This window comes from Thermodesulfovibrionia bacterium (assembly GCA_030646035.1).
Classification (GTDB): Bacteria; Nitrospirota; Thermodesulfovibrionia; order UBA6902; family UBA6902; genus JACQZG01.
The window spans coordinates 19,025-41,247 of sequence record JAUSMY010000046.1 but is presented as its reverse complement, the minus strand read 5'-3'; the positions used below and the strand labels follow the sequence as shown (position 1 = coordinate 41,247).

28 protein-coding genes are annotated in these 22,223 nt (G+C 44.5%); 13 read left to right on the top strand and 15 right to left on the bottom strand.

All coding sequences use genetic code 11. The features are described from left to right. The first annotated feature begins 10 nt into the window (after positions 1-10). The 9 genes from Q7U10_07150 to gspN all read left to right on the top strand — a co-directional run bounded on the left by Q7U10_07150 (position 11) and on the right by gspN (position 6,453). Entirely contained in the window at positions 11-1,186 is a 1,176-nt protein-coding gene (locus Q7U10_07150; protein MDO8282384.1) for a type II secretion system F family protein, read from the top strand. 28 nt (positions 1,187-1,214) lie between these two features. Then, on the top strand, positions 1,215-1,679 hold the full coding sequence (gene gspG, locus Q7U10_07145; GenBank protein MDO8282383.1) for a type II secretion system major pseudopilin GspG: 465 nt from the start codon (positions 1,215-1,217) through the stop codon (positions 1,677-1,679). Between the two features lie 65 nt (positions 1,680-1,744). Next, entirely contained in the window at positions 1,745-2,206 is a 462-nt protein-coding gene (locus Q7U10_07140) for a prepilin-type N-terminal cleavage/methylation domain-containing protein (GenBank protein ID MDO8282382.1), read from the top strand. A gap of 1 nt (position 2,207) precedes the next feature. Next, positions 2,208-2,555 carry a prepilin-type N-terminal cleavage/methylation domain-containing protein gene (locus Q7U10_07135; protein MDO8282381.1) on the top strand — a complete coding sequence of 116 codons (348 nt, stop codon included), beginning with the start codon at positions 2,208-2,210 and terminating at the stop codon, positions 2,553-2,555. Then, entirely contained in the window at positions 2,556-3,182 is a 627-nt protein-coding gene (locus Q7U10_07130) for a prepilin-type N-terminal cleavage/methylation domain-containing protein (protein MDO8282380.1), read from the top strand. Next, on the top strand, positions 3,179-4,072 hold the full coding sequence (gspK, locus tag Q7U10_07125; GenBank protein MDO8282379.1) for a type II secretion system minor pseudopilin GspK: 894 nt from the start codon (positions 3,179-3,181) through the stop codon (positions 4,070-4,072). Before Q7U10_07130 ends, gspK begins: the two co-directional genes overlap by 4 nt. A gap of 1 nt (position 4,073) precedes the next feature. Further along, entirely contained in the window at positions 4,074-5,135 is a 1,062-nt protein-coding gene (locus tag Q7U10_07120; protein MDO8282378.1) for a hypothetical protein, read from the top strand. After that, positions 5,132-5,650, top strand: a complete 519-nt coding sequence (locus Q7U10_07115) for a hypothetical protein (GenBank protein MDO8282377.1) — start codon at positions 5,132-5,134, stop codon at positions 5,648-5,650. The genes Q7U10_07120 and Q7U10_07115 overlap by 4 nt, the downstream gene beginning before the upstream one ends. Positions 5,651-5,667: 17 nt before the next feature. Continuing rightward, the gene (gspN, locus tag Q7U10_07110; GenBank protein ID MDO8282376.1) at positions 5,668-6,453 is read left to right on the top strand and encodes a type II secretion system protein GspN; all 786 of its coding nucleotides are present in this window, start codon (positions 5,668-5,670) and stop codon (positions 6,451-6,453) included. Positions 6,454-6,541: 88 nt separating this feature from the next. Here the strand turns inward: gspN and Q7U10_07105 are convergent, their stop codons facing one another. The 5 genes from Q7U10_07105 to Q7U10_07085 all read right to left on the bottom strand — a co-directional run bounded on the left by Q7U10_07105 (position 6,542) and on the right by Q7U10_07085 (position 8,937). Beyond that, the gene (locus Q7U10_07105; GenBank protein ID MDO8282375.1) at positions 6,542-7,111 is read right to left on the bottom strand and encodes a flavodoxin family protein; all 570 of its coding nucleotides are present in this window, start codon (positions 7,109-7,111) and stop codon (positions 6,542-6,544) included. Positions 7,112-7,119: 8 nt separating this feature from the next. Beyond that, a complete protein-coding gene (locus tag Q7U10_07100; GenBank protein ID MDO8282374.1) occupies positions 7,120-7,614 on the bottom strand; it encodes a rubrerythrin family protein in 495 nt (164 codons plus the stop codon). 53 nt (positions 7,615-7,667) lie between these two features. Next, positions 7,668-8,408, bottom strand: coding sequence for a hypothetical protein (locus tag Q7U10_07095; GenBank protein ID MDO8282373.1), 741 nt, complete (start codon positions 8,406-8,408; stop codon positions 7,668-7,670). A gap of 68 nt (positions 8,409-8,476) precedes the next feature. After that, on the bottom strand, positions 8,477-8,773 hold the full coding sequence (locus Q7U10_07090) for a c-type cytochrome (protein MDO8282372.1): 297 nt from the start codon (positions 8,771-8,773) through the stop codon (positions 8,477-8,479). 44 nt (positions 8,774-8,817) lie between these two features. Further along, a complete protein-coding gene (locus Q7U10_07085; GenBank protein MDO8282371.1) occupies positions 8,818-8,937 on the bottom strand; it encodes a desulfoferrodoxin FeS4 iron-binding domain-containing protein in 120 nt (39 codons plus the stop codon). Positions 8,938-9,051: 114 nt separating this feature from the next. Between Q7U10_07085 and ribD the strand changes: the two genes are divergently transcribed. Then, the gene (ribD, locus tag Q7U10_07080) at positions 9,052-10,146 is read left to right on the top strand and encodes a bifunctional diaminohydroxyphosphoribosylaminopyrimidine deaminase/5-amino-6-(5-phosphoribosylamino)uracil reductase RibD (GenBank protein MDO8282370.1); all 1,095 of its coding nucleotides are present in this window, start codon (positions 9,052-9,054) and stop codon (positions 10,144-10,146) included. A 16-nt stretch (positions 10,147-10,162) separates the two neighbouring features. Here ribD and Q7U10_07075 read toward each other — a convergent pair whose 3' ends face one another. The 3 genes from Q7U10_07075 to Q7U10_07065 are packed head-to-tail and all read right to left on the bottom strand — an operon-like array spanning position 10,163 to position 12,475. Next, on the bottom strand, positions 10,163-10,429 hold the full coding sequence (locus tag Q7U10_07075) for a bacteriophage holin (protein MDO8282369.1): 267 nt from the start codon (positions 10,427-10,429) through the stop codon (positions 10,163-10,165). Between the two features lie 2 nt (positions 10,430-10,431). Next, on the bottom strand, positions 10,432-10,713 hold the full coding sequence (locus Q7U10_07070) for a hypothetical protein (GenBank protein ID MDO8282368.1): 282 nt from the start codon (positions 10,711-10,713) through the stop codon (positions 10,432-10,434). A 31-nt stretch (positions 10,714-10,744) separates the two neighbouring features. Continuing rightward, positions 10,745-12,475: an NAD+ synthase gene (locus tag Q7U10_07065; GenBank protein ID MDO8282367.1), complete on the bottom strand. Its 1,731-nt coding sequence runs from the start codon at positions 12,473-12,475 to the stop codon at positions 10,745-10,747. Positions 12,476-12,666: 191 nt separating this feature from the next. On the opposite strand from Q7U10_07065, the gene Q7U10_07060 reads away from it, so the two are divergent. After that, positions 12,667-14,145 (top strand): DegQ family serine endoprotease, encoded by a 1,479-nt coding sequence (locus tag Q7U10_07060; protein ID MDO8282366.1) that lies wholly within the window; start codon positions 12,667-12,669, stop codon positions 14,143-14,145. Positions 14,146-14,173: 28 nt separating this feature from the next. Here Q7U10_07060 and larC read toward each other — a convergent pair whose 3' ends face one another. Genes larC through gltX form a run of 5 tightly spaced genes read right to left on the bottom strand, consistent with a single transcriptional unit; the run spans position 14,174 to position 20,310 of the window. Further along, positions 14,174-15,448, bottom strand: coding sequence for a nickel pincer cofactor biosynthesis protein LarC (larC, locus tag Q7U10_07055; protein MDO8282365.1), 1,275 nt, complete (start codon positions 15,446-15,448; stop codon positions 14,174-14,176). Next, positions 15,445-16,197 carry a nickel pincer cofactor biosynthesis protein LarB gene (gene larB / locus Q7U10_07050; GenBank protein ID MDO8282364.1) on the bottom strand — a complete coding sequence of 251 codons (753 nt, stop codon included), beginning with the start codon at positions 16,195-16,197 and terminating at the stop codon, positions 15,445-15,447. Before larB ends, larC begins: the two co-directional genes overlap by 4 nt. A 5-nt stretch (positions 16,198-16,202) precedes the next feature. Beyond that, on the bottom strand, positions 16,203-17,192 hold the full coding sequence (locus Q7U10_07045; protein ID MDO8282363.1) for an NAD(P)H-dependent glycerol-3-phosphate dehydrogenase: 990 nt from the start codon (positions 17,190-17,192) through the stop codon (positions 16,203-16,205). A 2-nt stretch (positions 17,193-17,194) separates the two neighbouring features. Continuing rightward, positions 17,195-18,874: a glutamine--tRNA ligase/YqeY domain fusion protein gene (locus Q7U10_07040; GenBank protein MDO8282362.1), complete on the bottom strand. Its 1,680-nt coding sequence runs from the start codon at positions 18,872-18,874 to the stop codon at positions 17,195-17,197. A 17-nt stretch (positions 18,875-18,891) separates the two neighbouring features. Continuing rightward, complete coding sequence (gene gltX / locus Q7U10_07035) at positions 18,892-20,310, bottom strand: glutamate--tRNA ligase (protein ID MDO8282361.1); 1,419 nt, start codon at positions 20,308-20,310, stop codon at positions 18,892-18,894. A gap of 168 nt (positions 20,311-20,478) precedes the next feature. On the opposite strand from gltX, the gene Q7U10_07030 reads away from it, so the two are divergent. Together Q7U10_07030 and Q7U10_07025 are read left to right on the top strand one after the other, a co-directional pair. Then, positions 20,479-20,679 carry a type II toxin-antitoxin system HicB family antitoxin gene (locus Q7U10_07030; protein ID MDO8282360.1) on the top strand — a complete coding sequence of 67 codons (201 nt, stop codon included), beginning with the start codon at positions 20,479-20,481 and terminating at the stop codon, positions 20,677-20,679. Further along, positions 20,679-20,900: a type II toxin-antitoxin system HicA family toxin gene (locus Q7U10_07025; protein ID MDO8282359.1), complete on the top strand. Its 222-nt coding sequence runs from the start codon at positions 20,679-20,681 to the stop codon at positions 20,898-20,900. The genes Q7U10_07030 and Q7U10_07025 overlap by 1 nt, the downstream gene beginning before the upstream one ends. A 22-nt stretch (positions 20,901-20,922) precedes the next feature. Here Q7U10_07025 and Q7U10_07020 read toward each other — a convergent pair whose 3' ends face one another. Next, positions 20,923-21,273, bottom strand: coding sequence for a nucleotide pyrophosphohydrolase (locus tag Q7U10_07020; protein MDO8282358.1), 351 nt, complete (start codon positions 21,271-21,273; stop codon positions 20,923-20,925). 45 nt (positions 21,274-21,318) lie between these two features. After that, the gene (locus Q7U10_07015; GenBank protein ID MDO8282357.1) at positions 21,319-22,209 is read right to left on the bottom strand and encodes a hypothetical protein; all 891 of its coding nucleotides are present in this window, start codon (positions 22,207-22,209) and stop codon (positions 21,319-21,321) included. Positions 22,210-22,223 lie beyond the last annotated feature (14 nt).

The window sequence follows — 22,223 nt, the reverse complement described above, 5'->3', positions numbered from 1 at the left end:
CAATAATAAAATGCCGGTATTCAAATATCGAGGTTATAATAAAGCTGGTTCAGAGATCACCGGTGTCATTGAGGCTGACAGCCAGAGAGATGCCGCATTCAAGATCAAGGCAGGCGGCATCCTGCCGAAAGAGATAAGCGAATCTCACATCGCAAGTAAAAAGAGCTTCTTCAGAAGATACACTCCGATAAACCTCCCTTCAATCACAAGAAGCCTTTCCATATCTCTTGCTGCGGGCGTGCCTTTAATAGATGCCCTCAGGGCGATCTCTTCAGAACAGAAAGGCGTATGGAAGGGCCTTCTTATTGATATTAAAGAGCAGGTCACGGCAGGGGCGTCGCTTTCCAAGGCGATGCAGGCGTACGGCGACATCTTCCCGGAATTTTACACAGGCATGGTCTCAGCCGGAGAGAGCAGCGGCAAACTGCCGGAGGTGCTGCTGAAACTTTCAGATTTCCTTGAGACTGATTCGAAGATAAAGAGCAAGGTCCAGACATCGCTGATATACCCGCTCTTTATGGCAGGTGTAGGCATCATCGTTGTCACATTCCTCTTTATCTTTGTTGTGCCGAAGATAACCAAGATATTTGAGAACACCCAAGCCGCACTCCCGTTGATAACCAGATTACTCATATTAATAAGCAAAGTCTTTCAGAACTTCTGGTGGCTCTTATTAATACTTGCCGGAGGGCTCGTAGTTCTCTATAAGAAAGCAAAGGAATCCAAAAGAGAGTTTATTGATTCAATGCTTCTGAAAGACCCGACAGGCGTATTCATGAGCCTGTATATGATGAGGTTCTCAATGACCATGTCATTCCTGCTTTCAGGCGGCCTGCCTATTCTCAAGGCGATGCGGCTTACCTCACGCGCCATCGGGAATATCAGATTAAAGAACAATATACTGGCGGCAGAGGAATCGATATCCCACGGGGCAAGCCTCTCTCATAGCCTGAAGGATTTCCCGCCGACCATCTTGCAGATCATATCCACAGGTGAACAGACCGGAAGGCTATCTGAAGTATTAAAAAAGATAGCAGATTCATATGAAGCGGAATTTGACCAGAAACTCCAGCGCATGATAGCTCTCCTTGAGCCATGCCTGATACTTTTCATGGGGCTTGTGGTCGGTTTCATCGTTATAGCTGTGCTTCTGCCTATCTTCGAGCTTAACCAACTGATAAAATAAATTACAATTATTGAAAGGGGTAACTGAAATGCAGAATAGAAAAATCAAAAAGCATGAAATAACAGATACGGCAAGAGCCGGCTTCACTCTTATTGAACTCATGGTAGTTTTAGTCATCCTGAGTATACTCGCCATGATCGTAGTACCCAAGTTTATCGGCAGTGAAGATAAGGCAAGAGTGATCGAGGCAAAGGTGCAGATAAGGAATTTTGAAACAGCATTAAAGCTCTTTAAGATAGACAACGGTTTTTACCCCACTACAGAACAGGGGCTTCAGGCGCTGATATCGCAGCCAGCCATCGGCAGGACGGCTGATAACTACAAGCCCGGAGGATATCTGGAAACAAACAGGATGAAACCGGATCCATGGGGATTTGAATATGTCTACATCTCTCCGGGACTTGAGAACGACTATGACATCATCTCTTACGGAGCAGACGGACAGCCAGGCGGAGAAGAGTATGATGCAGACATTATCAACTGGGAGATGTAAACCAGAATTGAAGGTTATCAGCCCCGGCTGATTCGCCTGAGGCGAAAGAGTTAAAGAACTATCAAATGAAGAATGAAAAATACGGCTTCACATTACTCGAATTAATCGTCGTAATATTCATAATATCATTGGCCACGGCATTGATCATGCCCTCATTCATGCAGTCTCCCGAGAGCGCGCTTAAGTCCGAGGCAAAACATATAAGCAGCACGATGAGGTATGTTTACGACCAGGCTATGGGAAGAAAAGAGGACTATATCTTCAGGATCAACCCTGAGAACAGCTCATGGGGCTTTGAAGGCAGTTCAGAGAGAAAGACATTCAAGGCAAAAGAGGATGTGAAGTTCAAGGATGTATTAATACCTTCAGCCGGCGAGCTGACAACAAAAGAGGTAACTGTAAAATTCGGCCCGCTCGGGCCTGAAGAACCTATAGTGATCCATCTTATAAGCAGCGAGATCGAGTATACGGTCATCTTTAACCATCTCAACGGCAAGAGCAAAATACTTGAAGGCTATATCCTTTAAAATGTCTGATAAATTCAACAAAGGCTTCACCCTGCTTGAGGTGATGATAGCGCTTGCTATCATAGGGGCTACGCTTACGGTATCTCTTTATACTGTGAATTATCATGCTCAGGTATCTTCTGACAATGCATTAAAGACACAGATGCTGCTCCAGGCCAAGGAGAAACTGGGGATACTGGAACTCGACAGGCAGGAATCAAACGGCGTTATAGAAGGAACCGGCTTCACTTACGAAAGCACGATAGGCAGTTCAGGATTTGAGGAGATAGTTGAATTAAAGACTGTGATAAAGGGCAACGATAAAGAGTTTCTGCTCAGAAAACTTGCGGTTAAAAAAGACGGCCATTAAATGAATAACTTCCGGCATACTGATAAAAAGGGCTTCACGATCATAGAGTTACTGGTAAGCCTTGCAATATTGGTTATCGTTCTCGGCGCGGTATACGCTACATTCTTTTCCATTCAGCGCGCGCTTGACAGGTTCAATAACATATCCATGAAATATCATGAGGCAAGGACAGCCCTTGATATAATGAGGCGAGAGATAGAGAGTTCGTATTTTGAACCCAGCGCTCCCGGTAATGAAGGCAAGACAGAAACAAGGCCGCAATTCTCTTTTAAGGACAAGGACATATTCGGCAAGAACGCGTCAGATCTGAACCTTACATCATTTTCATTAACAGGGACAGCGTTGAATATCTCATACCATGTTGAAGAAGAAGCAGGAAGCCTTAAGCTCATGAAGCAGGAGAGCCCGGCCTTTCAGCCGACAAAAGGGTATACGCTCGAAATGATGAACAGGATAGAGAGCCTTACAGTGGAAGCTTCATTTGAAAAGAAATGGGTCAAGGTCTGGGATGCTGAAGAGACCGGTAAATTACCCGACATGTTAAGAGTAACCATAGCGTTTGATGACAACGGAAAGATAGTAAGCCTGAGGGAGTATGCAAGGCCGGTGATTAAAATGAAGTTATGATGAAGAGTAACCCGAATATATCTATTAAATGCTTAAACCATCAGAACCGGAAAGGCTCGGCTCTAGTTATAGTCCTGCTTCTGGTTGCGATGATAACAACGCTGGTCGTAGAATTCGCATACGAGATATATACCGACACATCTTCTGTGGCAAACTGGGTCGATTCACAAAGGGCTTCACTTATAGCAAAGTCAGGCCAGGCATTCAGCTCGGAATACTTGAAAGTTGTTAAGGATAAAGATTATACCCACACAAAAGATATAGCGCTTCCGGTGCCGATAGATTTCGGTCCTGACAGTTCTCTCATTTTAAAGGCCGAAGACGAAAATTCAAAATTTAATATAAATAAAATTACTGATGCCAAAAAACTTGATATCTTGAAAAGGATGCTTGAATACCTTAATATAAACACCAATCTTGCTTATTCTATCGCTGACTGGATTGACGCTGATAGTGAGCCAATGCCCGGCGGTTCTGAAGATAAAGCAAAGAACGCGCCTTTATGGAGCGTAGATGAGCTTAAATATATTAAAGGCATAGATACTGAGACCTTTAATAAATTATCTCCTTTTATTACTGTTTATGGAGATGAGACAAGTAAAATAAATATAAATACTGCAAGTCTGACGGTTTTAATGAGCCTTACTCCGGAGATGACAGAGACTATGGCAAACAATATAATCAGTTACAGGGAGTCCGCTCCTTTTGAAAGTACAAGTCTGCCAGAAAATTTAGTGCCGCAAGGGGTTAGATCAGAACTGATTGGTAAAATATCTATAAAAAGTGACTACTTCAGGATATACTCTATTGCAAGGTCTCATGAGATTACAAGGATAATCGAAAGCGTAATGGATACATCACTTAAAGTGCATTACTGGAGAGAGGGATAAGTTGAAGATAGGATTTGCAGACTGGACAGACGAAGAACTGCACTTTTATACCTTCCAGAAAAAGGGCAGCAGCCTGACGCTTGAGAACACAAGCTCCATCCCTGTTCAGGGCGAGCCGGAGCAGAGCGCTTTAGCAGCGCTGAAGGCATCCGGCATGAGTTATATTTACCTGAGCCTTCCCGCGGCCTTTCTCTCTCTGCGTGAACTGGAATTCCCGTTTGCTGATGAGAAAAAGATATCAGACACCATCGCTTATGAACTTGAAGGCCTGCTCTTAGGCGATACTTCAGGCTACTGCATAGACCATATAGTTACTTCATCCTCTGATACCGGCAGCAAGGTGCTTGCCGTCTGCATGGAAAAGGCAAAGCTTGACGCTATTATCAAGACCTTTACTGCAGCAGGCCTTGAGCCGAAGGTTGTGACATCATTGGATCTGAGGCTCAGCGGAAATAATTATGATCGGATACTTGAGGCACAGACCCAGGATAAAGAGATAAGAGCTGATGCAGCAAGAGAAGAACTTATCCATCCCTCCATTAACATAAGAAGAGGAGATCTGTCATTCACAGGCGACATTAAGAAATTTATAAATATCTCTAATTTAACAGCTTTACTGGTTCTCCTTTTATTAATAATTTTCGGAGTGAACCTGACGCTCAAGTATAAGCTCATCAGCAGAGAACACAACATGCTTATAAGCCAGGTGGAAGGCGCTTTTCGGAGCACTTTTCCTGAAGACACAAAGGTCGTTGATATCACCAGGCAGTTCACTTCAAATGTCAATATACTGAAGAACAAGAAAAAAATGCTCAGCGGCATAGCGCCTCTCGATATGCTGGGCAGGATCACTGATATCACAAACGACCTTGCCACGCTGGACGAGATCAGGGCGGACGGAGACAACATTATCATCAAAGGCATCGTCCCGGCATTCAAAGATGTAGAGGCGCTGAAGAACTCGCTCTCAGCATCCTTTGATAACGTAAGCGTAACTGACTCCACATCAACTACAGGCGATAAGATAAGCTTTACCATAGTTATGAAGGAGAAGGCATCATGAAAAAGGATTATATGAGCTTAATCCTTTCCAATAAAAAGTCCGTCGTGCTTGTTGCGGCCATAATAGCGGCTTTTGTTTATATTATTGTTATTTCAACACATATAACCAGCGTTAATAAAAAAAGAGATGCCCTCAAAGCCCAGCTTGCAGAGCTAAGTTCGTTAGGCGCCGGCATTATGGAGATCAAACAGCTGGTTGAAAGCAAAGAGAGAAAGATCGCGTCAGCAAGCCCTAAAGGAATAGTCGCAACTCTTGATGAAATCCTAATCAGCCTGAGCATGAAAGCGGAAAAGCTCAAACCGGCAGACAAAAAAAGAGCTGATGAGTATGTTGAAGAGAACGCGGAACTTGAAATAAAGAATATAGACCTCAATGGAATAGTAAATTTTCTCTACAAGATCGATTCAGCACCTGAACCGATGAAGGTCAAATCTATCGATATGCAGACTTCATTTGCAAATAAGGATATCTTCAGCCTGAACCTCACAGTCTCACTCCTTTCAAAGGCGCAATAGGCCGGGCCGGAATCCTCATGAGAAGATCTCTTATTTTTTTATATTCATCAGCCGCTTTTATTGTTTTCACCATTCTCATATGGTACATCTCTGTTCCAACTGATCTTATAAAAGAAAAGATCGAACAAACAATATCAAGATCAATAGGCGCAAATACCGGTGTTAAGATAACAGGGCTGGAGAAAGGGCTTTTTTTTTCTCTGCATATTGATGATCTCGCCATAGATCAAAGGGGAGCTCATATCATAAACGCCTCTGACATCGCAGTTCAGATGAATCTCCTTTCCCTGTATAAAGGGAATATCGGCCTTGACCTGAACGGTAATATCGGAGGCGGTCATATTAATGGGATCTTCAAAGAAGCAGGGAAAGGCGTTATTAAAGCAGACGGAATAGATATCAGCTCGCTCCAATATCTCAAAGATCTCGGCATCAACTGTAACGGTATCCTCTCTGCGGAGACAACACTGAATAACAACTCCTCAGAAACAAAGTTCACAGTCACAGGCCTCAGTATGAAAGGCGGAGCGCTGGATATATTGCCGCTGATAAATTCATTCAGAAAAGCCCAGGGCTTAATAATTGCGAATAGAGATCAGATCACAGTAACATCCCTGAGCCTTGACGGTGATAAGGGTTATGCCCGCGCAAAAGGCAAGATAGTGAACCGCTCGGCAGACATGGTATTTGAGCTTATGCCTGAATTCGGCAAACTTGAAGAATTTGAAAAGATACTGATCAAGCAGTATGAGACCTCCCCGGGATATTACGTCTTCCCATACAGAGGAAAGCTCTCAATATAACTCCATCTGCTCCCCTCTTGCCTAAAGCACCTACTTTTGGTAGGCAAAGAGGGGTTAGGGGAGATTTTGTAATTATAATTTTACATTTTTAAGATACGAGTCTTTTCCCTGCTTCAAAAGCATCCTTTAAAGCGGTAGGGTGGCTCGTTATCGCACCTTTAGCATCAACCTGCGGATAACAAAGCACATCATGTTCAGGCACATTGATCGTCCTGAAAAATGCGGTCGCAGTTGCGTCACAGCATTTAAACCCGATCTCCTTCTTCATGCCGCCGACAAGCATCAATAATCCCTTTCTCCCATTCTCACCTTCAGGTATCGGCCTCTTAAGAAGATATTTCTCACACCAGAAAGACTGACACCTGTCTATCAATGCCTTGACCTGGGCGGTAAGGCCAAAGAAAAAAACCGGCGAGGCGATGATAAACCTCTCTCCTCCGCGGATCGCCCTGTAAACCTTCTCCATATCGTCATCGACCGCGCATATCCCAGCCTCATTACATCCCCCGCAGTTAAGGCATGGGGATATCTTCATCCTGCTCGGCCTGAAGACCGTGACAGTATGCCCTTCCCCCTCAATCGCACGAATGGCCTCATTGAGCATAAGCTCTGAATTGCCCTTAACCCTCGGACTCCCTAAAAAAGCTATTACCTTCATAAATTATCCTACTCTATTTTAGTAAACATCTTCTTCATCGCCCCGCATATCGGGCATTCATCCGGCGCCGAGCCCTCAACTGTATTCCCGCATATCTGGCATACATAGTAATCAACTTCTCTGCTGTTGCCGAGGCTTTCAAGCGCCTTCTTATATAGCTCAGCATGTATCTTCTCCACCTCATTTGCAAGATAAAAACTCCTTGAAGCCGAGGTCTCTCCTTCAGCCTTTGCGTCATCTATCATGGCCGGGTACATGCTCTCAAACTCATGCGTCTCGCCGCTAATAGCAGCCTCAAGATTTTCTTTAGTGCTTTTAATGCCGTCAAGCTCCTTAAGATGATTGTGCGCATGAACCGTCTCTGCATCGGCAGCCGCCCTGAAGAGCTTGGCAACCTGGCGGTAACCCTCTTTTTCAGCCTTCTTTGCAAAAGCAAGATACTTCCTGTTTGCCTGTGACTCGCCTGCAAATGCATCCTTTAAATTCTTATCTGTCTTTGACATTGAATCCTCCCTCTAATAATCAGTTAAAAAATAAATACATGGATCCCTGTTGCTCACTTCACCTCAGGCGACGGGTCATCCCTGAATATATTTGTTCTAACGGCAAGTGAAAAAAGATAAGGGTAGCTCTTCTTCATATGCTTCATATACATCAGCCATTCAAAGAGCAGATGATTATATGCGCGGTTGATATCCAATTCCAGGTGCTTGCCGTCCTTTTCAGTCAGCTGTGAGAGATCCTGCCTTGCATCCAGCTCCTCTGAAAGATGGAATACAGCCCAGAGCAGGTCTGTGAAAGAATCATGCTCAAGCAAGTTCTGATTCTCCAGAAGACGGAGCAGGAAGAGCCTCCTATCCTGCAGAAAGTCCTTAAGCTCATTCAGGTTGCCTTTGTGGATATCAACATGAGATTGATGACCAGAGATAAATTTAACAGCTTCATCAAAATCTTTATCAGACCACTCAGCTGAAACGATCATATGCCTGTTCCCGCGAAGGGCATGACTGTTGAATCCGAGAAAATGCTCAAGCAGTTTATTGCCCACCTCGCTGAAGAAGGTTCCGATTACCATATTCATCTTCTGCATCAGAATATCCTTCTCCCTCTGCTGAAGAAAGCGATGGATTATCAGAGTCACCAACAGGACTTCGATCGGCAAGAACGCAATGTCGCCGAGCAGATACAGGAAAATATGATGCGCGTCTTTATAGATCACATAATGTAAAGAATAAAGAAGCGCAGAAAGGCTTATAAGTATTAAACCAATTACTATCTGCCATCGAATATTTTTCATTGTCTAACCCTCACACCTAAAATAGATGTCAAAACACTATCTTGCCCGTGATGCTCACATTCCTTCTTCTATTCAGGCTTATCAGGAAGAACTTGAGAAGCTTCTGTTCCCCTGCCTGCGAGGTAAAGAGCAATCTCTTCAGCCTCTGGCTCTGTAATCGCGCCTTCTGAGTATTTAGCCATTCTCTTTGTAGTTATCTTCCACGCGTCAAGATCCTTGTTTTTTCTTAAAGCACGGTCAAGGGCATGGCATTTACTGCACCTCTTTTCAAACAGTTCCTTCCCGCTGTCTGAATAAGCCGATAAAAAAGAAATATTCATCAGCAATAATAACGACAGCCCGGCGATCAAAGGGATCTTTCCCATCTCGGCCTCCTTATTAAACTAAACTCACTAAATCAGGAAAATTATCAGGCGGTCTTCTGCATAGGCTTTCCGCAGCAGACAAGAACTCCGACTCCCTCATTGGTCACACTCACCTCGTTTGTACAGACCACACATTTATACTTCTCTCCCAGTTTTGTTGCCATTACATCCTCCTTTAATTTGCTCTTAAGATTAAATACGTTACTTATATAATATTATAATATATTCCATACCTACTCTAATAACATACTTTTCTGTTAAAATCTATGATTCATAATATGACAAAAAATGAAATGTATATTAAAAAAGCCCTTGCCCTCGCAGCAAAGGGCATAGGACGCACAAGCCCCAATCCAGCTGTCGGCGCTGTTATAGTTAAGAACAACAGGGTCATAGCCGCTGACTATCATAAAAAAGCAGGCGAGCCTCATGCTGAGGCGCTCGCCCTGGCAAAGGCTGGCTCTGATGCAAAAGGCGCTACGCTCTACATCAACCTTGAACCATGCTGCCATACCGATAAAAAAACACCGCCATGCACCAGTGCGATCATAAGATCAGGCATCAATAAAGTTGTAGTTTCTATGCTTGACCCAAACCCGAAGGTGTCAGGAAAAGGGATAGAAGCGCTTTGCAATGCCGGGATTGAAACTGAGGTAGGCATCATGGAAAGAGAGGCATCTAAGCTTAACGAAGCTTTTGTTAAGTTCATTACAACAAAAAAACCATTCGTCATACTCAAGATAGCACAGAGCATTGACGGCAAGATAGCAGATGCAAAAGGCGAGTCCAAATGGATCACAGGTGAAAAGGCGAGAAAGCATGTTCATAAACTAAGAAATGAACTTGACGCTGTAATGGTAGGCATAGGTACTGTGATAAAGGATGACCCGTCTCTTGACTGCAGGATGATAAGAGGGAGAAATCCATACAGAATAATCATTGACAGCGCTCTCAGGATATCTCTAAATTCTAAAGTGTTAGGGTATAAAGACGGCAAGACAATTATAGCAACAACAGATAAAGCAGCAGCCCGGAAGATCGATGCCGTAAGAAAGACAGGGCATCAGGTCATGATTGTTAAGAGCAGGGATAAACATGTTGACTTGCAAGACCTTGTGAGCAAACTCGGCAAAATGGGGATATCAAGCATAATAATTGAAGGTGGTTCACACATAGCCGCGTCAGCGCTTTTAGACAAGATAGTTGATAAGGTTATGTTCTTTATTGCTCCAAAGGTGATAGGCGGCAAGGATGCCTTAACATCTGTTGAAGGCGGCGCTCCTGCTTCGCTTATTAACTCTATAAAGATAAGAGATATGAAAACAAGAAGATTCGGCGATGATCTGCTTATTGAAGGATATGTAGAAAATTAAAACCCATTCCTGCTGATTAAGACTTCTTCTCCTGTGCCTCGGCTATCTTATTGTAGACCCACCCGAATATGGAAGCACAGATAACACCATCAAAAAAACCTATTATAAGGCCGAAGAAACTCCCCTTGACTGAAATATCATAACCGGGATACAATGCTTGCGGCAGGGCATTTAAAAATGTCTCGCCATATCCTGTGTAAACACTCAAAAGCGTGACAACAAATAAAGATAATCCCCATAAAATACCTGTTGCAACTCCAAGCGCCAAAAGTTTAAATTTCATGATCAATCCTTCTTAATTATTTTTTGTTCTTTATTATACTGCAAAAGCCTTTTATCTGTCCCTATGACCTGCTCAACGTCATCTCCGTTCAGCTCCCATGAATACTCGCCATCGCCATTTCGTTTCAGTTTTATCTTCACAGGCTTTTCCGGATTGACCTCACTGATCTCCTGAACGGATTTAAACGTACTGCCCTCTTCCTTCGCTGTTCCGTTTGCGCCTGAGCAGGCAGATGCTGTCAGGATCAATATCATAAATAAATATATCAGAGCAGAATTCTTCATTTTCAATCTTTCACCTCAATTTTAAATTGATTTAGTAACTTCTGTATTTATTTGTTATGGGAAACCTGCGGTCCTTGCCGAACGCCCGCTGTGTTATCTTTATGCCGGGAGGCGCCTGACGTCTCTTATACTCGGAACTGTCCACCATTCTTATGACCTTTTGAACGCTGTTTACATCACAGCCCAGCTCCATGATCTCTTCAAAACTGCGGTCATCCTCAACATATGCCTTCAATACAGGGTCAAGCACAGGATAAGGCGGAAGAGTATCCGTATCCCTCTGGTCAGGCTTAAGCTCTGCTGTAGGCTCTTTCCATAATATGTTTTCAGGTATAAGGAGACTGCCCTCTTTGCTGTTGCGCCACTCGCAGAGTTTATACACAAGAGTCTTGGGCACATCCTTTATCACCGCAAAACCTCCTGCCATGTCGCCGTACAAGGTAGCGTAACCAACGCTCATCTCGGATTTATTCCCTGTAGTGAGAACAAGCCATCCGAACTTATTTGAGAATGCCATCAGAATAGTTCCCCTGATCCTTGCCTGGAGATTCTCTTCTGTGGTATCCGGAGCGGTGCCACTGAACTCTGTTGAAAGAGTTTTTAAAAATACATTAAAAATATCGTTGATCGGCGCAGTCTTTATCTCTATGCCGAGATTTTTCGCATGGTTGTATGCATCGTCACGGCTCTCTTTTGAAGTGTATATCGAGGGCATAAATAATCCGTGCACATTCTCTCTCCCAAGCGCATCAACAGCAATAGTCGCGACCAGGGCAGAGTCGACCCCGCCGCTCATCCCGATCACCGCCCCCTTAAACCGGTTCTTCCGAACATAATCTTTTGTACCGAGCACAAGCGCGCTGTATATTTCTTCGGCTTCAGATATATTCTTATGTCTTCTGTTTTTTAATTGGGGTTTTCGTTTTGAGAGCGCCGAAGGGATATCTATCATCTCAACCTTCTCACCTTTAAATACCAGCCTCTTAAGCTCCTTTCTGCCGGCATTTGATGATACCTGCCTCATAGTCATTTCCGGCTCAAGATCAAATGTCAGCATCTCTTCTACAAACTGCCTTCCCTTAACGATCATATCGCCTTTGGCATCCATTACAAAACTGCCGCCGTCAAATACAAGTTCGTCCTGCCCGCCGACCATGTTGACATAGAGCATTGCGGCATTGCATTCAAGCGCCCGTTTCTTTACTGTATCTTCCCTGACAGCTATCTTGCCCATGCAGTATGGCGACGCATTGATGTTTATGATAAGCTCAGCTCCTGACAGGGACTGAACCTTTGCAGGGCCGTTCTTCTCCCAGATATCTTCACATATATTTATCCCGATATTTATGCCGGCAAAATTATAGACCGGGTACCTTATGCCTTTCTTGAAATAACGGTATTCATCAAAGACGCCATAATTCGGCAGATGCTTTTTGTGGTAAACATCTATTATCTTTCTATTTGATATCACTGCTGCCGCATTATATATGCCTTCTTTTTTATCGACAAAACCGATAATAGCTGCGATACCGTCAACTGATCTCGTTATCTCATTGAGCACATCAATGCTGTCATCTATAAAATCAGGTTTCAGGAGAAGATCTTCAGGAGGATAACCTGTCACTGCAAGTTCCGGAAAAACGATGAGGTCAGACTTGGCGGCGATAGCTTTCTTTATGTATGAAACTATCTTCTTCCGGTTGCCTTCGAGGTCGCCGACCGTAGGGTTGATCTGTGCCAGTGATATGCGCATATTATTTATATATATCTCTAAAATTACTTCTGCTGTCCTGCATTGAGTATTAAATGATAATTGAAGAGGCGCAATTTGTAAACCCGGGGTATCTTCATAATTTATTCAACATAGATATGCTAACCTTTAATTACAATTTTTTGACGCACCATATTTTGGAATATATAATCTTAAAAACACCATTAATATAAGGAGAAGAAATGTTTATCAGAAAAATCAAATTCAGGAAACCGCTATTTTTTGCCGCTGTTATCTTATTGTTTAATATAGCCTTCTATCTTCCTTACATCACCCATTCTGAAGCCAATGCTAACTTGCAGGAGTCAAAAGACTTTCTTTCAAAGACCAGCCAGGCCATGTCTGATGTAGTTGAGGCGGTCAAACCCGCTGTAGTCAATATCTCAACTACAAAGACCATTAAGACCCAGGGCAGCGTCAATCCTTTATTTGAAGACCCATTCTTTAAAAGGTTCTTTGGCGACCAGTTCGACCAGATGCAGAGGCCACGGGAGAGAAAGGCCACAAGCCTCGGATCCGGTGTTATAGTCACTTCTGACGGATACATAGTCACAAATAACCATGTTGTAAAAGATGCTGACGAGATAACCGTTCTTTTATCTGACAAAAGGGAGCTTATCGGGAAGTTGATCGCCAGTGACCCTAAGACCGACATATCAGTTATCAAGGTAGAGGCAGAGGGGCTACCGACAGCCACATGGGGAAATTCAGATGAATTGAAGGTGGGCGGGCTTGTAATGGCGATCGGCAGCCCATACGGCCTGAACCAGACCGTTACCTCTGGCATCGTCAGCGCGCTTGGAAGAGAGAATGTAGGTATCTCAGACTATGAAGACTTCATACAGACAGACGCTGCCATAAATCCCGGCAACTCAGGCGGGGCGCTTATAAACGCAAAGGGTGAACTTGTCGGAATCAATACCGCGATCTACAGCACTTCAGGAGGATACCAGGGAATAGGTTTTGCAATCCCGAGCAACATGGCAAAAAGAGTTTTGGACAGCCTTGTAGAAAAAGGAAAGGTCATACGCGGATGGCTTGGCGTATCTGTTCAGCCCATTACACCTGAGCTTGCCAAACAGTTCCAGCTTATTGACAATTACGGCGCTCTTATTACCGAGGTTAACGAAGGCGGCCCTGCTGAAAAGGCCGGCCTTCTCAGAGGAGATGTGATAGTTGAGTTCAACAATGTGAAAGTTGATGAACCTGCAAACCTCAGAAACAGCGTAGCTAATACATTACCCGGCGAAGAGGTAAAGGTTGTGGTTATAAGAGATGGAAAGCTTGCAAACCTCAAGATAACAATTACGGAACTCAGTGCAGCATCTGAAAAACCGGCCAACGCTCTTCTTGAGAACGCGCTGATGGGCGTAACAACCCAGGACATTACCCCGGATATCTACAAAGAGCTGAGTATCCCGCAGAAGCTTAGGGGCGTAGTAATCTCTAACGTTGCCGAAGACAGCCCTGCCGTAGAGAAACTCATTCGCGGAGACGTTATACTTGAGATAAACAGAAAAGCCGTATCCAATAATAATGACTTTAACGACTTCGTATCAAAGATAAAGCCTGAAGAAGATATGCTCCTGCTGGTTTACAGAAAAGGTGCATCTATCTTTGTTCCCTTAATCGGCAAGAAACAGGAAGAGATCAAGAAATAAGATAATTAGGTGACGGGGGATCTTTTAATTAAGATTTCCCGCTTACTTTCTTCATGACTTCTAAAAGCGGAATGCCGTGCTTCTTCGCTATCTTTTTGCAGTCGTCATACTCAGGAGTTGTCTTAAGTATCTTACCGTCAAGGCTTGAAACCTTCACATTTATATTTCCGAACTTTGTCTTTACAGATTTTATCTCCCGCGCAAGCACTTCCCGCCCGGCGGTATAAAATCTAATGCCGATGCTTGTTGTCTCTGTGAATATGACCTTTGAAAGCTCGTCCCTCTTGCCGTCATCACAAATAACCGTCAGCTTGATCCCGGGCCTGCCCTTCTTCATAATGATATTTGTCAGCCAGACATCAAGCGCGCCTGTCTTAAACAGCCTCTTCATCACATACTCATAGACCTGAGGGTTCATGTCATCAATATTGGTTTCTATGACAGTGATATTTTTATCTGAAAATCCCCCTTTCTCCCCCTTTTTCAAAGTGGGAAAGTTTTCCCCTCTATCAAGACCAACAGTAGGTGCTTTAAGCAGGGGCAGGGGTGTGTTCTCCCCGATCAATATTCTCAGCACATTCGGCTGTTCCTTTAAATCCTTGCCGCCGGCCCCTATCCCTGTGCCCGAGACCTTCATATCAGGAAACGGCATAAATCCTTTTGAGAGTGATGATATTATCACAGCTCCTGTCGGTGTCGTAAGCTCATGCTCCACGCCTGATGAGTAGATCGGAACGCCTTTCAAAAGCTCCAGAGTCGCCGGAGCCGGGACAGGCAATATACCATGTGCTGTCTTTACGGTTCCTCCTCCAACATTTAAAGGAGAAGAATAAATCTCTGTGATACCGAGCATATCAAGCCCTATCAGCGCACCGAATATATCGACTATGCAGTCAATCGCGCCGAGCTCATGCAGATGAACGTCCTGAATTTTCTCTCCATGAACCTTTGCCTCAGCCTCAAAGAGCCGTTTGAAGATCAATAGACCTTTCGCTTTTATATCTTGTGACAGCGAGGATGTCTTGATTATCTTCTGAACGTCCTTCCATTTTTTAGCTGAAGGCTGACCCCCCTTAAGTCCCCCCTTGGTAAGGGGAGATTGAGAGGGGTTGTACAGAACTACATCGACCTTTGTTGCTGAGAATCCTGACCTCTTAACTTTCTTAACTTTTAATTCATATCCGCTAACAGGGAGTTTAGAGAGTTCCTTTTTTAAGGCCTCTAGAGAAACCCCGGCGTCCACAAGCGCGCCGAGGATCATATCGCCGCTTATCCCTGAAAAACAGTCAAAGTATGCGATCATAGTAAATTTATCTTATGCGCCAAGACGCCTGCGCCGAAACCGTTATCTATATTCATTACAGCTATTCCCGGCACGCATGAACTCAGCATTGCAAAGAGCGTGGTAATGCCGCCGAGGTTCACGCCGTATCCTACCGAGGTCGGGACTGCGATGATCGGCTTGTCAGTCATGCCTCCGACAACAGAAGGAAGAGCGCCCTCCATCCCTGCAACAACTATCAGCACCTTTGCATCTTTCAATGAATCCTTTGCATCTATAAGCCTGTGCAGGCCGGCAACTCCGACATCATAAGTTATCTCAACCCTGCTTCCGAGAAAAGAGGCTGTTACAGCCGCCTCTTCAGCAACAGAGATATCAGATGTGCCTGCGGAAATGACCGCTACAAATCCTTGCTTCTTCTTCTCGCCTCCGACAACTATCACACCTGACCTCTCATAAAACTCAGCCTTCTTTTTATGCTTCCTGCATAGAGCTTCTATCTTTTGGAAAACAGGTTTTGATGCCTTGGTTATAAAGAGCTTCCCGCTTCGTTTCAGGATCGAATCTGATATTGAAACAATATCTTTTATCTCCTTGCCTTGAGCATATATAACCTCAGGTATGCCGTGCCTCAATGACCTGTGATGATCCACCTTGGCAAAACCCATATCCTCATACGGAAGATGTTTTAAGGTCTCCATCGCCTTCATGACCGAGACATCACCTGCCTTCACAGACTCAAGTATCTTTATTATCTTCTTATTATCCATTTTGTCTAATGTTCTGCCTTAAGACTTCTTGCCATCAACTCCTTAACCGCGTCTCTTGGAGACTTATCCTGATTAATTGTTTTATAGACCTGTTCAACCACAGGCATCTCAACTCTGTATTTTCTTGAAAGTTCATATGCTGATTCAGAAGTGGCGACACCTTCAGCTACCATCGCCATACTTGAGATGATATCTTTGATCTTTTCGCCCTTGCCAAGCCTTGTGCCTACGGTATAATTCCTTGACAGAACGCCTGTGCATGTAAGCACCAGGTCGCCCATGCCGCTGAGCCCCCTGAATGTCTTCTCATCCGCGCCCATGACGATACCAAGACGGATTATTTCCTCAAGCCCTCTCGTGATAAGCGCAGCCCTTGCGCTTGAGCCGAGGCCGAGGCCGTCTGAAATTCCCGAAGCGATAGCCATGACATTCTTCAGCGCGCCGCCAAGCTCAACTCCGAGCACATCGGTATTTGTATAGACCCTGAAGTGGTCGGTATTAAATATCTTCTGAAGCAGCCGCCCAGTTTCTTCGCTCTCACATGCTAATGTTACAGCTGTCGGCAGTTTCTTTATGACCTCTTTGGCAAAGCTCGGGCCTGAAAGAGCAGACGCCTTGCGTCCGGTCATCTCTTCAATTATCTGCGACACCGTAAGAAGTGTGCCGTTCTCAATACCTTTGGATGCGGTTACTATGTGCGCGCCTTGAGGAATAAAAGAAACCGCCTCTTTAAAGACCCTTCTCGTATGCTGCGTCGGCACAACGCTGAGCACAACCTCTGCATCTTTCATAACATCACGCATACTGCTTGAAGGTGTAATGTTTTGAGGAAGCGCTGCGTCAGGCAGGAATTTCGAATTGACCCTGCTCTTTGCAATCTCATCAGCAAGTTCAGGCTCATACACCCAGAGAGAGACATCATATCCCTTCTCACCAAGCAGAAATGCCAGCGCGGTTCCCCAGCTTCCCGCTCCTATGACAGCGATCTTTTTCATATCTATGTTTTATTCTCCGCTTTATTTACTTTAGCCCATGTATCTTTCAAAGTCACTGTCCTGTTAAAGACCGGCATCTTCTTTCTGAAAGAGTCCTGCGGGTCGATACAGAAATAGCCGAGCCGCTCAAACTGACACATGAACGCATCCACAAGAGCAGGCTCGATACGGCTGAATGACATTGTCTTAAGCGAGTTCGGATTCAGATCTGCTATAAAATCCTCACCCGGCTCAGGAACAGAAAAGAGGTGATCATACAGCCGCACCTCAGCCGGAAGGGATTGAGATACAGAGACCCAGTGGATCGTTGCCTTGACCTTGCGTCCGTCAGAAGAATCGCCGCCTCTTGTTTCAGGGTCATACTTGCAGCGAATCTCAGTGATAACCCCGTTCTCATCCTTGACCACATCGGTGCAGGTTATGAAATAAGCATACCTTAAACGCACCTCACGTCCGGGAGCCAGGCGGAAGAACTTCTTCGGCGGGTCTTCCATAAAGTCATCACGCTCAATATATATCTCCCGCGAAAAAGGCACCTTTCTCGTGCCCATACTCTCATCTTCAGGATTGTTCACGGCATCAAACTCTTCTACCTGATCTTCAGGATAGTTCTCTATTACAACCTTCAGAGGGTCAAGCACCGCCATAAAACGCGGGGCGCGTTTGTTAAGGTCTTCTCGCAGGCAATGCTCAAGCAGCGCCATATCAACAGTGCTGTTCCTCTTGGCAATGCCTATACGTTCGCAAAAGTTCCTGATCGCTTCAGGAGTATACCCGCGCCTGCGCAAGCCTGAAAGTGTCGGCATCCGGGGGTCATCCCAACCTGTGACATGCCCTTCATTTACAAGAGTGATAAGTTTTCTCTTGCTCAATACAGTATTGGTTATGTTAAGGCGCGCGAACTCTATCTGCTGCGGATGATAGATATTCAATTCATCCAAAAACCAGTCATACAATGGACGATGGTCTTCAAACTCAAGCGTACAGAGCGAGTGAGTGATAGCCTCAATAGAATCTGATACACAGTGAGCAAAATCATACATAGGATAGATGCACCACTTGTCGCCTGTCCTGTGATGGTGGGACTTCTGTATGCGATATATCACAGGATCGCGCATATTGATGTTGCCTGATGACATATTTATCTTTGCGCGGAGTGTGCGTGAGCCGTCCTCAAACTCCCCTCCCCTCATTAGCTCAAAGAGTGCTATGTTCTCCGCAACTGAACGATCGCGAAATGGGCTCTCTATACCCGGTTCTGTAAGCGTCCCCCTGTACTGTCTCATCTCTTCGGCGCTCAGGTCGCATACATATGCCTTGCCGTTACTGATAAGTTGAAGAGCATAGTCATGCAGCTTATCAAAGTAGTCAGAGGCATAGTATTCTCTGTCAGCCCAGTCAAAGCCGAGCCAGTCAACATCATCTTTTATCGCTTCAACATATTCAACCTCTTCTTTAGTCGGATTGGTATCATCAAACCGCAGATTGCAGAGCCCGCCTTTAAATTCATTTGCGATGCCGAAATTAAGGCATATGGACTTTGCGTGGCCTAAATGAAGATAGCCGTTAGGCTCAGGCGGGAAGCGCGTATGCACGCGGCTCTCGTTCTTATTCAGCTTCAGGTCTTCAGAGATCATATCCCTGATAAAGTCAGATGGTTTGGGAGAATCATTATTAGACATATTTAACCCTTGTACAGCTATGAAGCCTTTATAATATCAACAGCCTTTTCTAATCTTTTAACAGTCTTATCTTTCCCCACGATCTCAAGCACCTCGAATATCCCGGGACTTGCAGTTCCGCCTGTAATAGCGACCCTTACAGGCTGCGCGAGTTTTCCAAGGTTTGCTCCGTGCTTCTCAACAATAGATTTAAAGACAGTCTCAAGCCCGGCTGCGCTGAAATCAGAAGCTGAAGCCAGACTCTCTTTCAGTTCAACTAAGAGTTCAAGGCACTCTTTATTAAGGAACTTCTTACATGCCTTATCATCATATTTTATCTCTTCGGCAATGTAGTAGCGCATCGACTCAGCAAGCTCAACCAATGTCTTTGACCGTTCTTTCAGAGTAAGGACAGCCTTAGACAGCCATGCCATGTCAACTGTCTCTCCTTCCTTGAGCAATCCGTCTTTGACAAGAAAAGGCATGACAAGCTCAGCAAGCCTCTCCGGCGTTGAGCCCATAATATACTGCGCATTCAGCCAGTCAAGTTTTTCAGGATTAAATACAGCAGCTGCCTTTCCGATATGTTCAAAAGAGAAATGTTGAATAAGCTCTTCCTTTGTAAAGACCTCCTGATCCCCGTAAGACCATCCGAGGCGCACAAGATAATTTACAAGCGCTTCAGGAAGATACCCCATATCCCTGTAAGCGGTAACTGAAGTCGCGCCATGCCTCTTAGATAGCCTCGCCTTGTCAGCGCCGAGTATCATTGGAAGATGCGCGAATTTCGGAACCGCGTAATCCAGGGCTTCATATATCTGGATCTGCCTCGGAGTATTATTAAGATGGTCATCACCTCTTATAACATGCGTTATCTCCATATCAACGTCATCTACGACAACGGTCAGGTTATATGTCGGAGTGCCGTCTGATCGCTGTATGATGAGGTCATCAAGCTGTTCGTTATTAAACTCAACAACGCCCTTTATCAGGTCATGAACAACTGTCTGTCCATCCTGCGGCATCCTGAACCTTACAACAGGTTCTACTCCAACAACAGGCTCTTTCAGCCCTCTGCACTTGCCGTTGTATTTCAGCGCCCTGCCCTCTTTCATCGCCTCTTTGCGCTTTGCCTCAAGCTCCTCAGGAGAGCAGTAACAGTGATAAGCCTTGCCTTCTGACAAGAGTTTGTCTACATATTTTTTGTAGATATCAAAGCGCTCAGTCTGCCTGAACGGGCCTTCATCCCAGCTAAACCCGAGCCACTTCATGCCGTCAATGATCGCGTCAATGAATTCGTCAGTAGAACGGGTCCTGTCAGTATCTTCGATCCTTAAAATGAAGGTGCCGTTATTGTGCTTTGCATAAAGCCAGTTAAATAATGCCGTCCTCGCCCCTCCTACATGCAGAAAACCTGTGGGGCTCGGTGCAAATCGTACGCGTATCTTTTCAGTCAAAGTCATTCTCCTTAAGCTATAAAAATCAAGGTCAATTATATCATAGATAGTGTGGAAGCTGGAAAGATTAGAAATACGCCTTTGGCAAAGAGTGATAATGCGGGTTAATTCCTTAAGTTTACCCGAAATCCTGCCTGTGATATAATAATTTCAACTCAAGGTGAAACCATGAAATTACATATAAATATTGAACAGGATGAAGCCGGCTATTTTGTTGCTGAGGTTCCTGCGCTTCCGGGCTGTTTTTCTCAGGGCAAGACAAAGAATGAGGCCATAGCCAATATAAAAGAGGCTGTTGAAGGCTGGATAGAGGTTATGGAGTCTAAGCAGTCTTTTGACAGTTCCCGCCTGATCGAAGTCGCTGTCTAATGGGCCCTTCTTTAAAACTCTGTTCAGGCGCAGAAGCAGTAAAGAAGTTCAAAAAAGCAGGATGGTCTGCAGCCCGCCAGAAAGGATCTCATGTAATGCTCATAAAGCCTGACTACCAGTGGACATTATCTGTGCCACAGCATAAAGAACTTGGCCCCGGCCTTCTTCGGAAATTAATTCAACAGGCTGGATTATCAATAGAAGAATTTAATAAGTTGTAAGCGCTTCCTCTCGCTTCAGATATTATCTCTTGTTATACTTCACGGCGTTGTCTTTAGAGAGGCCGACGGGGTATTTCTTTTCATTTAGGGCGATCTTGGCGAGGACTTCTTTTTCGATGTCGATATTTAATTTATCAGCAAGGCGGACGAGGTAGATAAAGACGTCTGCTATCTCTTCCTTAACCTGTGCGATCTCTTTTTCTGAATTGACGATATCCTTTGACTGCTCTTCTGTCAGCCACTGAAATATCTCAAGCAGTTCAGCCGCTTCGGCGGCAAGCGCCATTGAGAGGTTCTTCGGGCTATGGAATTGATCCCAGTTTCTGGCTTCGGCGAACTTGCGGAGGGTCTTTTGGATGTCGGGGAGGTTCATATCTTCATTTCAACATTGAATCAGTTTGTTTTTATAATGTCAAAATCAAAGACTAAATACTGCTTTTTTACCAGTTATATTTTCTAATTTTTGAAGCCAGCCGGTATTTGCCATGTATTCCCTTGCTATTAATGCTTCCTTGCTGTCTATGGCAACAGGACTTTCCTCTGATGTGCAAATATATTCATCAGGGTGCCACCTCACGCAATTGAGATTATTCACGAGTGGGCCGGGGAAAGCCCTTCCCGCGATCAGATTTTTTATCTCACTTTTCGGCAATTCACAACCACATATAAAAACTTGGAATTGAAAGGCGGCAAAGAACATCGCTTTAAGCTGGATACGCGTCCTATCATAATCCCAGTACCATTCATCATCAGCCAGATAATATTTATAAATTGGTTCGTCGTCGAGTATGCCAATATACACCTGAAACAATAATGCTATCGGCAATCGATTGCCTGTTTTTTTAAGTTTATCTTCAGGTGATTTTATAGCAAATCCTTGGACCCTATCATATTTCTTTGTAATTTCAGAAAGGAAACCAACATATCGGTTCATGTCTTTATAAAATGAGAGTTGGGTATACATAGGAACACTGCCCTTATCAAGCCATTCTCTCTGAACCCCAAATAGTTCACAAACAGCTGATAGGATGTTTTCATCTAAGCGGGTCAGGAGTGTTGTATTTGTGCTTACATCAGAAAGGGTTAAATTATATGGCTCGCCCAAAAATCTGGGGATTTGTGTACGCTCGATGCCATGAGCTTTGAAAAGGTCTATAAAACGATCTGCAAGTAAAGACACTTCATTTTTTGTGATGGGTGTTTTATGTTTTCGACGCCAGCGGACAATGAATCGCCAAGCTGCAACTACACCGGTAATAATTACAACTAGTCCACTTATAATAGTAATTAATTCAGTTGGCCATCTCATAAGATATCGATTCT